Consider the following 12956-nt stretch of genomic DNA (forward strand, 5'->3'; position numbering starts at 1 on the left):
TCCCGGAACGCGCTGGGCACGGGTGGCCGCGGAGGCCAACGTGAGCTGTGGCAACGTGTCACCTCATGAATCGGCACGGGGAACGGCCTTCCGGTGCGGCCACCGTACGGTTCCGGCCTGGGCGGGCTCCTACAGCCGGACCAGAGGAACGGAAGCCCCCGGAAGGCCGCGCGCACCGGTGCTGACCTACGGTTCTGCCGGTCGCGGGCGAGCGACCCCCGGGTAACCGGCAGAACCGGGGCAACTGCCGGAGTCCTGGTCCTGCCGCCGGAAGCGGACGGGGACGGGACGGGGACCTGACCGGGACCGGACGGGGACCGGACCGGACGGGGACCGGACCGGACGGGGACCGGACCGGACGGGGACCGGACCGGACGGGGACCGGACCGGCCCGGACCGAGCCACACCAGGACCGAACCGAGCCACACCAGGACCGAACCCGCACCGACCCCGCACCGGACCGGACCGCACCGGACCGACCGACGTTCGGCGCACCGACCGGAGCCGGGCGGTCAGCCGAGCGGGCCCCCGTCCGTCTCCGCCCCGGTGCCGCAGCGGGTGAGTTCACGGGCCCGGGAGAGGTGGTCGCAGGCCGGCCGCACCGCGCCGTCGCTCTGGTGGGCGGCGCCGATGCGGCGCAAAGCGAGCGCCTGCCCCTCGGGCCAGTCGGCCTGCCGCGCGAGCTCCAGCGCACTGCAGAACAGCTCCATGGCCTGCGCGTTGTTGGCCAGGACCCAGTGGCATTCGGCGCGCCGCAACTGGGCGGCGGCCTGGGCCCGCAGCTCGCCGTCGGCGACGGCGGCGAACAGGCTGGCGGTCGCGACCTTGAGGCAGTCGCCCGTGTACATCCCCACCGACAGATAGTCGTGCAGGCTCTCCGCCAGCCGCCAGGCGATGGCGGTGAAGCCGACGCCGGAGGCCTGGAGGACGGCGCCGGCCAGGTTCTCCCGCTCGCTGTCCAGCCACTCCGAGGCCTGCCCCCGGTCCGCGAAGACGAGCGCGCCCGCGGGCGCCGTGGCGGCGGACGGCTCCATGACCGACTCCGCCGCCTCCGCCGGGTACAGCAGCCGGGCGGCCGCGTCCGTGTGGTGGAGGTACCAGTCGAAGAGCCGCTGCCGGGCGGCGTGCGCCTCGTCCCGGCTGACCAGCTCGCGGCCGTAGGAGCGCAGCAGGTCGTGCAGCCCGAACCGGCCGGGGGCCCGTTCCCGTACGAGATGGGCGTTGGTCAGGCTGACGAGCAGTCCGGCCGCCGCGGCCGGGGTGGCGTCCGTGAGCGCCGCGGCGCCGGCGACGGTGACGTCGGGGCCGGGTATCAGGCTGAGGAGGCGGAACGTCCGCTGGGCCGCGGCGGGGAGTTCGCGGTACGAGAGGTCGAAGGCGGCCCGCACCGTGGAGCGCCGGTCCCCTTCGATGCGCAGCCGGCTGAGCATGTCGTCGCCGGCTAACTCGGCGCAGTAGTCGGCGATGCCGGCGTCGCGGGCGAGGAGGTTGGCGCCGGCGATCCGGATGGCCAGCGGCAGGCCGCCGCAGACCCGTACGAGCCTGCGGGCCGCTTCCTCCTCGGCCGCGACCCGGCTCTCGCCGATGGTGCTGCCGAGGAGCTGCCGGGCCTCGTCGGGATCGAGGACGTCGAGGACGAGCTGGCGGGCGCCGTCGCTGGCGACGAGACCGGCGAGCCGGCTGCGGCTGGTGATGACCACCGCGCAGCCCTGGGCGCCGGGGATGAGCGGTCTGACCTGCTCGGCGTCGCGCGCGTTGTCCAGGACGATCAGCATCTGCTTGTCGGCGAGCAGCGTGCGGTACAGCGCGGCGGCCTCGTCCTCGTCGGCGGGCAGCTGGTCGGGCGGGGCGCCCAGGGCGCGGAGGAACTGCGCCAGGACGTCGCCGGGGCGCATGGTCGGGAGCGGGGAGTGGCCGCGCAGGTCGACGAAGAGCTGCCCGTCCTCGAAGTGTTCGCGCCGCGCGTGCGCCCAGTGCTTGGCGAGGGCCGTCTTGCCGACGCCGGGCGCGCCGACGACCGCCACCATGTGCGTGCGTCTGGCCGGGTCGGGCGAGACGAGGGCGTCCAGCTCCCGCATCTGCCGCCGCCGTCCGACGTACGAGCCGGCCCGGGCGGGCAGTTGGGCCGGGAGGGGGCCGGCGGGGGGCGTGCGGTCGGGCGGCGGCGCGGGGCGGTCGGGGCGGCGGAGCGCGTGGGGCAGTTGCTGGCGCAGTACGCGCAGCTGTGCGTCGCGGACCTCCGCGCTGGGCGCGATGCCCAGTTCCTCGTCGAGCCGGTCGCGGAGGCGGTTGAACACGTTGAGGGCGGCGGCCTGTTCGCCGCAGCTGGCGAGGGTGAGGATGAGCCGGGCGTGCAGACCCTCGTGCAGGGGCTCGGCGTTCACCATGTCCCAGAGCACCGGGACGGTCTCCTCGGGCCGGCCGAGGAGCAGCGCCGTATCCGCGTGCAGGAGCACGGCCGTGACCCGCCGCTCGTTGGCGACGACGGCGGCGGGGTGCTGGCGCAGCACCGGGTCCGCGTCGGCGAGCACGGGTCCGCGCCACCACTGCAGGGCCTGCGTCAGCGACTCGTACGCGGCCGCGGGGTCGCGGGAGCGGAGCAGGCGCTTCGCCCGGGCGAGGAGTTCGTCGAAGTGGCCGAGGTCGATCTGGTTCCGGGCGGCCTCAAGGAGGTAGCCGGTGGGCGTCCGGACGACGGTCGGCGGCGGGACGGTCCGCAGCGCGCCCTGTTCGAGGAGGCGGCGGACCTGGCTGACGTAGGTGTGGACGAGGCTCTGGTGGGAGCTGGGCGGCCCGGACGGCCAGAGGGTGTCGGTGATCTCCTGCTGGGTGGAGGGCTCGGGGTGCTTGAGCGCGAGGAGTCCGAGCAGGCGGCGCAGCATGGGGCTGGTGACGGGGACGGGGGTCTGGCCGCGCTGGAGGGAGAGCGGGCCGAGGATCAGCAGGCGCGGCCGGACGGCGTCGCGCGGCGGCCCGGTGCGGGCGGCGGTCAGCAGGTCCGTCATCTCGCCGACGGTCAGCCCGAGCGCCTCGGCCAGCCGCTGGAGGGTGCGCGACTGGGGCCGCCGGACCCGGCCGCGCTCGATGTCGCGCAGCGCCCTGGTACTGATCCCGGCCCGCGCCGCGGCCACTTCCTGGCTCAGTCCGGCCCGTCTGCGGAACGACTGGAGCCGTGCGCCGAACGGCCCCGCCTCGCCTGCCGGACCTCCCCGGGGAAGCCCCGTGGCCGCCGTCCTCTCTGACATGGCATCCCCCTCATCCGATGACCGCGACCTGTCGATCATGACCGGGGCGGCGTTGCGGGCGTGCGTGGCCGACTCTGCAGAGGCTTCGTCAATCGATCAGTTTGGACTAGACCAATGGGCCAAGCAAGGGGTCCACTCCCCGACCCGGGGGCCGCAGCCGCACCCGGGCATGAAAAAACCCCAGGTCACGGCGAGTGAGTCCTGGGGTGTGACCGCGCCTGAGCTTCCCTGGTATGCGACAACGCGCCCGCCCTGCGGATGGCCGGCACGACCTCAGATCTGGCCGAGGTCGACCTCTACCGGGAAGGGAGCCGAAACCTTGACGACACCGGTGAACACGTCCCCGTCCCGGTAGGCCCTGGTCGCGGGGTCGAGAACATAGGTGTACACCAGGGGGACGCCTGTCACGGCCTGCTCGACCCTCCAGTAGAAGGCGATGCCGGACTTGGCGTACTGGTCCGTCTTCACAATCCGGTCGGTGGTCTCCGACCCCGGCGAGACAACCTCCACGACCAGCAGCACGTGCTCGGGACGGGTGGGCGTGATGTCGATCGTGTCCGCGCGGTACACCACGACGTCGGGACGACGGTTGGTGAGCGGGACGTCCTGAAGCCGGACATCGAAGTCGGTATCGGCGTTCCAGTCCGGCCCCGCAGCGGCCTCAAGGGCATTCGCCATGATCCGAGCCAGCCGATTGTGGCGCTTGGACGCGCTGGGACTCACGACGACCATCCCGTCCACGATCTCGATCCCCGCACACTGCTCCTCGGACCAGGAGTCGTACTGCTCTGCGGTGATCTGCTCGTGCATCCACGCAGGGGCTGCCATCTCGGCAGTCATGACGCACCTCCCGGACACCATGCGAGCGGGCCCGATCCCGCTGGACTCAGCGTACTGTCCCGGCTTCCGCGGCACGTCGGATACCGGAGCGCCGACGTAAGCACCTCGGCCCACTCGGCAGCCGCCGCGAGCACGGAGCGTTTCCGCACTTTCGACCTGCGCTGGTATCTCCAATTCGTCACCACGGGTCACTAAGCGACCTACCGCACGCCGCCGTTCGCATGGAAGGCGCCGTTCTCAATATCGTCGACATGAACGATGGTGTCCGGAATATCCTTGAAGTGCATGAGGGCCCTGACGGAGACCCTGTAACTCCGACCCACCCTCGCCACAGGGAAGGGGAACTGCCCTGCCCTGATGAGTCGATGGGCTGCGGATTCGGCGATCCCTATCACTCCTGCGGCTTCACGGAGGCCAATGAACGAAGGGTAGAGGTCCGAGGCGTAATAGTAGAGGTTCGGGTTAGAAATGCCGGATCGAGGCAGCCCCGAGGTTTTCACAGCCTGACCGATCGACCCCGAACGGCGACCGTTGCGAAGTTCGTCATGAAAACCCCGCACGCTATCGAAGCAATCCAGCCCTTGAAGCAGCGCCCCGAAACGCTCACCTCTGATCTGTTCTGCGACAGCCGCGTCACGGATACTATTGACGTCGATGATCGACGCCGCCCTCAACGCAGAGTCCTGGTCAGCCACTTCTGATGAGAAGATCACTTCGGCGTCACCCATCAAGGTTTCCGGCGAGGAGGCGTTCCCGCGCCGGAAGGCCGATTCGAAGGCCGCTTTCACCATTCGATCCCTGACGCTGCACGGCGGAACCCCCATGACAGTGTCCGCCCAGACCTCCAAGGCGGCTTCCACCATGCCCGAGCGGATCTCATCACGCTCGACTTGAAAATCACGGGAGATTCTCGAAGACAGCGAACGGAAACAGGGAACAATGCAGTCGAGGATGACCAGTCTCCACGTGTCTCCACCCTTCAGGTCACACAGCCTCCCCATGGCAATCAAAGACTCCCACAGGCGAGAACTCGGAGCCGATCGGATACCGGACGCGATCGCCTCGGCACGGAACTTCGAATAAGCATAATGCCGCTTGATGTCACACTCCTTCACATTTCCAACATGTACGCAAATCGGATCCTCCCCAAAAATTTCCCGCACATTCCATTCGATCTGATCGAAGACATCCGGCATCATCCACATCCCATGTTCACCGACTATCTACGCTCAAGGATGGCTCCCCGAGAAGAACGCGGAATGCCTTCCCAACCCGGGCCACTCAATCGTGTGGGGAATGTTTATATTCAGATCCCTCAGGCTTCACAACGGCCCCAGCAGAGCTGCTCGGAGCATTCGCACCACCAGCCTCACTGACACAGCGTGCTGACCGGGCGGCCGTTCATGGGCGCAGTCGGGCGGGCAGGGCGAAGACTCCCCACACCAGGAACCCGACCCGGGGGCCGCAGCCGCACCCGGGCATGAAAAAACCCCAGGTCACGGCGAGTGAGTCCTGGGGTAATTCCGAGCCGCCTTCGGGATTCGAACCCGAGACCTACGCATTACGAGCTCAAGATCGTTCGTGATGGTGGATTCCAGTCGGCACCGGCGAGTGTCGAAACGTGCAGGTCAGAGAGCTTCACCGCACGTTCGAGTGTCATCCGGTGCCGACTGCTCCAGAGCAGTACGGCCACACGAGGGCCACACGCTGACTATCCGCCACGAACCGGGAAGGGTCGCGCAGCGGGCACAGCGCGCCCCCTTCCTTGTTGATGAGGGCCCCAGCTCAGGGCAAGATGACCGGAATGTGTGTATTTCCGAGAGAGGGGCCCAATGCACCACTCTGACGCGGAGCTGCTCGACTTCGACACAAGCGAACTCGACTGGGACGAGGAGCGAGCGCGGAATGCGCTCAGCGGCCCGGCCGCAGAGCTGTACCGCAACCACCTGCACATCGCCATGCACCTGAGCCAGTGGGCCGAAAGAGAGACGGAACGAACCAAGGGGTCCGACGCTGACGAGCGCAGCGCCGGCTTCGTCCATGCGCTTGAGGAGGTAGCCGCCCACCTAAGGCAGACCGACTACCTACCCGGGAACGGCTTCCCAGGGTCGACTTGAGCAACCGCAGACAAGGAAGGGGGCCCCACGGTTCGCACCGTGGGGCCCCTTCCGCCGTCTCAGCCCTGCGCCTTGCCGGGGTCTCTCTTGGGTTGCGGCCCGCTAGCTCGATCGCTGCCGCCCCCAGTGGGGGGAAGGGCGTTCAGCACGAGCTCTAGGGCGATGGCGCCGGTGTCGGTGATGTGCCGGTCGTCGATCAAGATGTGACGTTCGGCGGCATCGGCAGCGCCTGCGGCCGGCGCTTGGTCGTCGAGTCGGGTACGGCGGACGCGGTACAAGATGCCCCCCCTTGTGGCATGGCGAAGCCCCGACACTCGAACATATGTCCGAGGCAAGAGCTCAACCAACATACCCGCACAAACACCGCAGGTCACGCGCTTACGCCTCTGAGTCACCGACCTCTGCCGACACCACTCGGATGTTCCCGAGGCCGAGGCTTATTAGCTTCTCTTTAAGCAAGGGAAGATCATCAGCCGTAGTCCCAGACTCATAAGCCACGACAACGGTTGTAGTGGGCGTGCTCGCTCGCAACGGGTCTCCGACTCGCAGCCCCGTCCACTCCTCCGACGCGGCCCGCTGGACCTGTTCGAGCGGGCGGCCGAGGGCGGCGGCAACGGCGCCGACGAGCCATCGCTCGCGCCGGTACCCCTCCCCCTTCGCCAGTTTCGGTAGCTGGTTGTGCGGGATGCGCCTGCCGGTCTCGGGGTCGACGGCCCGCTCGGAGAAACTCCGCAGCGTCTCGCCCCTCACGTCTAGCCCCGCCTTGACCATGTCCGCAAAGGGGTAGCCGCCCGATTCGCCGGCACGGGCGGGCTCGTCCGCCCCATCGGCCGCCGGCCCGCCTATGGGGGTGTCGCTCTCCGACACGGTCTCATCTCCGTTCTTGTCGCAGAACGCGAACAGTCTCATCTAACCAGCGATCTTGCCCGGTTGCACACCTCCTAAGTGCGTTGACGTTGGGTTTCTGCCCTGCCTACGTTGGTCCTGTTCGCGAACACGAACAGACTTTCTAAGCGTTCCGGACATGGTTCGCGCTGTGCCTGTTCGCGTTCATGGACAGAAGGAGGGGGATCAAGTGACGGTCAAGTTCATCGCCGGCCCGCCGCCGAGCAGGCAGCGGAACACCAAGCACGCACTACTCGTCGCGCAGCTCAAGGCGCACCCCAACCAGTGGGCCGAGATCCAAGAGAAGGAAACGAGCGCGCGAGCATCCTCGGCCGCTCAAGCCATCCGGTCCGCTCAGCTCGCGTCGTACGCCCCGGCGGGCTCGTTCCAGGCGATTGCCCGGACGGTGGTCGAGAAGGACGTCGCCCGCCACGTGGTCTACGCCCGGTACGTGGGCGAATCCGGGCCCGCGGCGTGATCTGCGATTTCTGGAACGGGGCCGTGGGCGCCTACTGCCACGCGATCGGCACCCGCCGCTACATCGTCGGCAACCGCTGCGCCAAGCACACACCCGCCGCCATCGCCGGACGGCCCGAGCCACCCGGCGACCCGAATCCCGCAAGGAGACGTTCCGTTGAGCCTCGCCGCGACAGATTGGGTATGGACCCGGTCCCGCGCCCGAGGCGCCGCTCGTCTGGTCCTGCTCGCGATAGCTGACCGCGCCGGCGCCGACGGCGTCGCCTACGCCGGTACGGCCGCGCTCATTCAGCGGACCCGCGCCGCCCGTTCCACCGTCCGGCAGGCGGTCGACGCCCTGCTCGCCTCGGGTGAGCTCGCCGTCGTCGAGGGGTGGGTCGGGCCCGGCGGCGAGACCGTCTATCGTCTGCCGCTCCTCGATGAGCAGGGGGCCGAGGATCGGCCCGGACCGGATTTCGGCCCGGGCCGGGAATCGGCCCCCGGGGGGCCGGTGAGCGGCCCCGGGGAGGGCCGGACATCGGCCCCGGGGGGATCGGATACCGGTCCGGGGGAGGGCCGAGGATCGGGCCCCGGGGGGTCGGTGAGCGGCCCCCAGAACGTACCTACTTACTCACCACAACCTCAGCAGCAGCCGCGCGTGAGCTCGGCAGCGTTGATTCCCGAACTGCGCCCGCTCGACGACGCCCTCGCCGCGGCCTCGATCACCGTCCGGTGGTCCCTCGGCCTCGGGGAGATGCGCGACGTCTACCGGTTGATGCAGCAACACGGCGTCGAGGCCCTGGTCGGGCTCGCCGCCCGACGCACCGTCCCGGGCGAGGCCCCGAAAGCGGCCCGCTACTGGCTCAAGGTCTGGTCCGACCTCGACCGCCCATCGAGCCCGGCGCCCCGACAGACGTCGTCGACCGCGAGCTACGCGGACAACCTCGCTGCCGGCCTCGCCCTAATCAACGCACAGAAGGAGAGCACCCCATGAACGAGCAGCAGATCGCCGCCCTGTTGGCGTTCGCCGGAACGCTCGACTCGCGGGTGCGCCGTGCCCTCGCCGATCCGCAGCAGTCCGCCCGCACCATCGCGGAATGGACGGCCGCCGTCGCCGATGTCCCGGCCACCATGCCGGATGTCGCATGGGACGCTGCCCGCGCGACCCGCCGCTACTACGAGCAGCAGGGCGGGAACCGATCCTCGCAGTACCGGCCGATCGAGCCGCACGACCTGCTCGCCGCATGGGGGCCGCATCGGGCCGAGCTCATGAACCGGCACACCGACCCCGTGCCGGCCGCCAACCCCGACGACCCCGCAGCATGGCGCGAGGAACTGCTCGGCACCCGGGCCGCCGTCGCCCGCGGACACGCCACGCCCTCGCAGTACCGGGCCGAGATCAACGCAGCAGGGCAGAAACGCCTCGCCGCGCTCATGTCCGGAGTCGGCGACGGCCCTCGCCGATACCTGCCCGCGCATGTCGCCGCCGAGCTCGCTCACTTTCGGCCGGCCCGCGCGCGGCGCGAGCAGCTCGTCGCCGAGGGCATCCCCGACCCGCTCGGCGTCCCATGCCCCTACTGCCTCGCCACCGTCGACGCGCAATGCCGAAGCAGCTTCCGCAACCGCGGGAAGGGCCGGCGACCGCTCAACGGCGTGCACCCCTCGCGCGTCGAGGCACTGCTCGCCCACCGCAGCGACGGCGAGCAGGCAGACGACGAGCAGGTGCGCCTCGCTCGGATCATGTGCCAACCGCCCGCGCCTCGACGAGACGCTCGCGCTCGGCACACCAGCGGCGGGGGCGAGGCCCGATGATCCCCGCCGCCGCACGCGCCGTGATAGCCGCGCACCTGACCGACGAGCTCGACGTGCACCCGCACCTCGCCTCGCTCGTCGTCGCTTCCCTCGCCGACCGCCTCGCCCTCGACGGATGGCACATGACCGACAGCTACCCGGCGCGACCGGTCGCGCCTCGCGCGCGGGAAACCCGCGGCGCTCGGCGCGCCCTCGACCGACTGCTGTGTCGTGCTCGACCGGACAGCGAAACCACTCCGTGAGACGGAGGAATCACCCCGTGAGACCAACCCTGCTCGCCCTCGGCGCCGCCCCCACCTACGCGGTACGGATCGACGACCGCCTCGGCCGCCGGCCGTGCCTGACAACTTGCACCACCTGCTCGACGACGCCGCGCCGAGCCGAGAACGGAGAGACCACACCATGACCACGAACACCCCTACCCGCACCCGGTCTCGGCGCGGTCGGAGCGATGCCCGCGAGGCGGTACGCGAGGACCGACGCCGAGCAACCCGCGTCCTGCTCGCACGCGCCGACCGCGGCGTGCTCGGCCCCGAGGACTCGGCGCGGCTGCGGCAGCTCGTCGAGGCCGAGATCGCCGACTGCGACAACTTCCGCCGCTCGGCCGGCGGGCAGCAGGCCGCCGCACTGCGACTGAGGCACCGCGTCGCCGCCGCCGAGCAGGCAATCGTCGAGACCGAGGCCGAGCGCGACCAGTACGCCACCGAGGCCGAGGCGTTGCGGACGACCACAACCGGGGGTGTACACCTATGAGTTACGCACAGGCTGTGCAAGAAACTGTGACCGCGCTGCGGACGATCCGGAGCCGGTGGGCCGAGCTGCTGCTCGCGATCGAGGAACCGCCGGCCGACCATTGGCCACCGCGCCAACTCGCGCACACCATGCGCGAGGGCGACAACGAGCTGCTCGTCGAGGACCGCGCCCCCTTGGTGTTGAGGGAGCACCCCGCCCCGCTCAATCTTGGCGCCCTCGACGCCGGCCGCGGCGTCGAGCGGCTCGTGTTCGACCTCGCCGACACGCTCGCCGCCGCAGTGCAGCGCACCGAGCAGGGCGACCCCCGTGCATGGCTGTGCGCCGATCCGAGCGCACCCGACAGTCGGCGCGCGACCGGATCGCGAGCGCACGGGCTGCACTGGGCGTGCGTGTGGATCGAGGGGCGTGTGCAGGATGAGGACACCGCGCCCGAGCGCGAGCTCGACGGCGCAGTGAGCGCCCCGCCGTTCGAAGTGCTGCCGCTGCACCTGTTGCACGAAGCGCGGCGCACGGCGCGGATCGCCGAGGCCCGGGTGCTGCGCGCGCTCGGCCTCGACCAGCGCGAGACCCTGCTGCCCGAGCCGTGCCCGTGGTGCGAGGGCGAGCTCACCCTGCGCAGTGCACCCGACGGGCCGCCGACCGTGACCTGCTCGGGCGGGCACACCTGCTCGGCCCCTGTTCCCCTCGACCGCACGGAGCGGGCGCGGGTGTGGGAGTGGGACGACCTTCCCGAGCTGATCGCCGCGCTCGGCGTGGACATCGGCAGCCTAGTTGCGTGAACGCGCACCGCGCCCGCTCCCGGTAGAAGTCGGGGGCGGGCGCCGGTTTTCCTTGTGCTCAGGCGGCGTTGAAGTCACCCGTCGCGGCCCGCGAGATGGTGAAGCGGAGACTCTGCACGATCTTGGATACGGTCGGTTCGGGCTCGAATTCGGTGTACGCCGCCCATCGTTCAAGCCATGCGATCAGCAGAGTCTCGACAAACCACAACATGTAGAGGATGGACCCGGCGGGCGCTGCTTCGGCTGCTCCGCTGAGCATCCATGACCGGCTGTGGGCACCCCCCGACAGGAGGTTGTACGGGTCGTGCTCGTCATGCCCGATGAACGCCCGTGCAGCTTTGGCGATCTTCATGTCGCCATCTGCCGAGTGGCCATCGATCTCGGTTTTCAGGGGCTTGCCGTTCTTGTCCTTCTTGTGTGTGATCCCGGCAGCAGCGAGCAGGTCGAGCAGTTCTGTCTCGGCTTTCTGCACGATGGCAACCAGGTCAGGGCGCCCAGTGTGCGAGGCCGCGAACCGCTTCGCACTGTCGATGTCGGCTAGTCGAAGTCCGGCGATCCTCGCGAGCAGCTCGTGCACGTTGACGTCACGATCGGTCAGGTAGTTGAACATTCCGCCCGCTTCCATGGCTGCACGGACGAGGGTCAGGTGCGAAAGACCGGGGGCGGGCTCGCGGGTGATGTCGGCGGGCAGCGCCCGCAAGTGATCGAACGCATTGCGCTGCGCGAGGTCGACAGACTGATCGAGTAGTTCGTAAAGCCAGAGTCTCGCCTGTTGCTTGTTCCCGCTCGCCCCGTCCTTGATCGCGGCCAAGTCCAGCAAGCGACCTCGGCCCTTGCGACCGCGACTCAGCGCTTCCTCGGCCTGCGTCACCGCGCGGGTGATCGCTTCGGCTGACCGTTCCAGCAGCCGGGGCGTGGGCTGCACATCTGACGTCTTGGGTACTGGGGGCTGCGGCGGGAAGGTCATGGGGAAACGGTACGGTCCCGCTGCGGACCGCACTGCTCGTGCGCGGACACCCATCAACCTCGCCGCCACTCGTCGCGCAAGCGGCGCACCGCGGCGATGGCTCGTACTGCCTTGTCTGCGAGGGCGGGCACTTGATCAAGGGCATACCCCACAACGAGTGCACATCCACCGAGTCCGGCCACCGCCGCCGTAGCCCAACCGACCGTTTCCATACGGACCAATTCGCCTTCCTGGGAAGGGTGGTCGATCCGGCGGCATGGCTGCTCGAATCGACCACCTGCTCTAGTGATCGAGTCGAGGACCAAGCCCGCACGCCGTACTCGGGTGTTCGGTTTTTTTGAAGCGGGTCGCTACTCCCCCTTTTCCCTCTCCCGGGCGGAAGCCACATCGGGGCGCTAAGGGACGGCGTGTCCTCCTGCGCGCAGTGCGGCGGCACAGCGAGGGCCGCTGCACACGATGCCGGTCGACACGAGCATCTCGCTCGACAACCGCTTGCGCCGTTATCGATTCGTGACCTAGAGTCGGGAGCGCCTCCGGCGTGCCCGGAAGCGCTCCCGCTCGAACAACCCCGACGCGACGCGGTTACGGGGGCGTTCAGTTCACCTCAGTACTGCCCCTACCGAGCAGACTGAGGCCGCACACGCGAGCCGAGCAGCGTGGCCACGACACCTATCAGACTCAGGGCCTCCGGGCTGAGGTGCGGCGCGCAAGCAACCACCACCACAACCACGATCACGATCCACGCTTCACGCGCGTGATCGGCGAGCGGGTGTCGACGCCGAGTTTCCTTCTGCCTCATCTCCGCACGCTTGCTTCGCCATGACTTCACGAGCACTCCCCTTACTTGTCGTAGCCAGACACACCGAGAGCCGATCTGCATCCCGGCCTTTTCACAATGTGCAGGGATATATACCGCAAATCAAACACGAAACGGGCTAATCACCCTTGTGCCGCAACGCATACGCCGCACTCAAAGTCGCGCGAGTAGCAGGCGACTTGAGACGCGTCCCTGGTAGGAGATCGATCCGTGACACGCAAGCCGAATTCAGAATTCCGACATTTCTCAAGAAGTCGCGATTCTAAAGAATCTTGAAAAAGTGGC

The 12956-nt window shown here is 69.1% G+C and carries 14 protein-coding genes; 8 read left to right on the plus strand and 6 right to left on the minus strand.

What is annotated here, in order from left to right; genetic code table 11:
- Nucleotides 1-512: 512 nt before the first annotated feature.
- From ACZ6K0_RS18315 to ACZ6K0_RS18325, 3 genes are all read right to left on the minus strand, one after another.
- Nucleotides 513-3245 carry a BTAD domain-containing putative transcriptional regulator gene (locus ACZ6K0_RS18315; protein ID WP_469230750.1) on the minus strand — a complete coding sequence of 911 codons (2733 nt, stop codon included), beginning with the start codon at nt 3243-3245 and terminating at the stop codon, nt 513-515.
- 273 nt (nt 3246-3518) lie between these two features.
- A complete protein-coding gene (locus ACZ6K0_RS18320; protein WP_376406947.1) occupies nt 3519-4085 on the minus strand; it encodes a Uma2 family endonuclease in 567 nt (188 codons plus the stop codon).
- Nucleotides 4086-4285: 200 nt separating this feature from the next.
- Nucleotides 4286-5284, minus strand: coding sequence for a helix-turn-helix transcriptional regulator (locus ACZ6K0_RS18325; RefSeq protein ID WP_469230752.1), 999 nt, complete (start codon nt 5282-5284; stop codon nt 4286-4288).
- 633 nt (nt 5285-5917) lie between these two features.
- On the opposite strand from ACZ6K0_RS18325, the gene ACZ6K0_RS18330 reads away from it, so the two are divergent.
- Nucleotides 5918-6202: a hypothetical protein gene (locus ACZ6K0_RS18330; RefSeq protein ID WP_469230754.1), complete on the plus strand. Its 285-nt coding sequence runs from the start codon at nt 5918-5920 to the stop codon at nt 6200-6202.
- 59 nt (nt 6203-6261) lie between these two features.
- On the opposite strand, the gene ACZ6K0_RS18335 is transcribed toward ACZ6K0_RS18330, so the two are convergent.
- Both ACZ6K0_RS18335 and ACZ6K0_RS18340 read right to left on the minus strand, forming a co-directional pair.
- Nucleotides 6262-6480: a hypothetical protein gene (locus ACZ6K0_RS18335; RefSeq protein ID WP_469230760.1), complete on the minus strand. Its 219-nt coding sequence runs from the start codon at nt 6478-6480 to the stop codon at nt 6262-6264.
- A 100-nt stretch (nt 6481-6580) separates the two neighbouring features.
- Entirely contained in the window at nt 6581-7111 is a 531-nt protein-coding gene (locus ACZ6K0_RS18340; RefSeq protein WP_469230777.1) for a hypothetical protein, read from the minus strand.
- A 166-nt stretch (nt 7112-7277) separates the two neighbouring features.
- Between ACZ6K0_RS18340 and ACZ6K0_RS18345 the strand changes: the two genes are divergently transcribed.
- From ACZ6K0_RS18345 to ACZ6K0_RS18375, 7 genes are all read left to right on the plus strand, one after another.
- A complete protein-coding gene (locus ACZ6K0_RS18345) occupies nt 7278-7565 on the plus strand; it encodes a hypothetical protein (protein ID WP_469230779.1) in 288 nt (95 codons plus the stop codon).
- Between the two features lie 156 nt (nt 7566-7721).
- Entirely contained in the window at nt 7722-8537 is an 816-nt protein-coding gene (locus ACZ6K0_RS18350) for a hypothetical protein (RefSeq protein ID WP_469230781.1), read from the plus strand.
- Complete coding sequence (locus ACZ6K0_RS18355; RefSeq protein ID WP_469230783.1) at nt 8534-9355, plus strand: zinc finger domain-containing protein; 822 nt, start codon at nt 8534-8536, stop codon at nt 9353-9355. The genes ACZ6K0_RS18350 and ACZ6K0_RS18355 overlap by 4 nt, the downstream gene beginning before the upstream one ends.
- Complete coding sequence (locus tag ACZ6K0_RS18360; protein WP_317876298.1) at nt 9352-9597, plus strand: hypothetical protein; 246 nt, start codon at nt 9352-9354, stop codon at nt 9595-9597. The genes ACZ6K0_RS18355 and ACZ6K0_RS18360 overlap by 4 nt, the downstream gene beginning before the upstream one ends.
- A gap of 17 nt (nt 9598-9614) precedes the next feature.
- Nucleotides 9615-9761 (plus strand): hypothetical protein, encoded by a 147-nt coding sequence (locus ACZ6K0_RS18365; protein WP_317876297.1) that lies wholly within the window; start codon nt 9615-9617, stop codon nt 9759-9761.
- A complete protein-coding gene (locus ACZ6K0_RS18370; RefSeq protein WP_317876296.1) occupies nt 9758-10108 on the plus strand; it encodes a hypothetical protein in 351 nt (116 codons plus the stop codon). The genes ACZ6K0_RS18365 and ACZ6K0_RS18370 overlap by 4 nt, the downstream gene beginning before the upstream one ends.
- Nucleotides 10109-10122: 14 nt before the next feature.
- Entirely contained in the window at nt 10123-10887 is a 765-nt protein-coding gene (locus ACZ6K0_RS18375) for a hypothetical protein (RefSeq protein ID WP_469230786.1), read from the plus strand.
- Between the two features lie 58 nt (nt 10888-10945).
- Here the strand turns inward: ACZ6K0_RS18375 and ACZ6K0_RS18380 are convergent, their stop codons facing one another.
- Nucleotides 10946-11854, minus strand: coding sequence for a hypothetical protein (locus tag ACZ6K0_RS18380; RefSeq protein ID WP_469230788.1), 909 nt, complete (start codon nt 11852-11854; stop codon nt 10946-10948).
- Between the last annotated feature and the right edge of the window lie 1102 nt (nt 11855-12956).

Source organism: Streptomyces sp. NPDC042346, assembly GCF_055581845.1.

What these genes read in the sequence shown, in the direction of transcription:
- ACZ6K0_RS18315 (WP_469230750.1), bottom strand. Translation starts at nt 3,245, where the DNA reads ATGTCAGAGAGGACGGCGGCCACGGGGCTTCCCCGGGGAGGTCCGGCA.
- ACZ6K0_RS18320 (WP_376406947.1), bottom strand. Translation starts at nt 4,085, where the DNA reads ATGACTGCCGAGATGGCAGCCCCTGCGTGGATGCACGAGCAGATCACC.
- ACZ6K0_RS18325 (WP_469230752.1), bottom strand. Translation starts at nt 5,284, where the DNA reads ATGATGCCGGATGTCTTCGATCAGATCGAATGGAATGTGCGGGAAATT.
- ACZ6K0_RS18330 (WP_469230754.1), top strand. Translation starts at nt 5,918, where the DNA reads ATGCACCACTCTGACGCGGAGCTGCTCGACTTCGACACAAGCGAACTC.
- ACZ6K0_RS18340 (WP_469230777.1), bottom strand. Translation starts at nt 7,111, where the DNA reads ATGAGACTGTTCGCGTTCTGCGACAAGAACGGAGATGAGACCGTGTCG.
- ACZ6K0_RS18355 (WP_469230783.1), top strand. Translation starts at nt 8,534, where the DNA reads ATGAACGAGCAGCAGATCGCCGCCCTGTTGGCGTTCGCCGGAACGCTC.
- ACZ6K0_RS18360 (WP_317876298.1), top strand. Translation starts at nt 9,352, where the DNA reads ATGATCCCCGCCGCCGCACGCGCCGTGATAGCCGCGCACCTGACCGAC.
- ACZ6K0_RS18370 (WP_317876296.1), top strand. Translation starts at nt 9,758, where the DNA reads ATGACCACGAACACCCCTACCCGCACCCGGTCTCGGCGCGGTCGGAGC.
- ACZ6K0_RS18380 (WP_469230788.1), bottom strand. Translation starts at nt 11,854, where the DNA reads ATGACCTTCCCGCCGCAGCCCCCAGTACCCAAGACGTCAGATGTGCAG.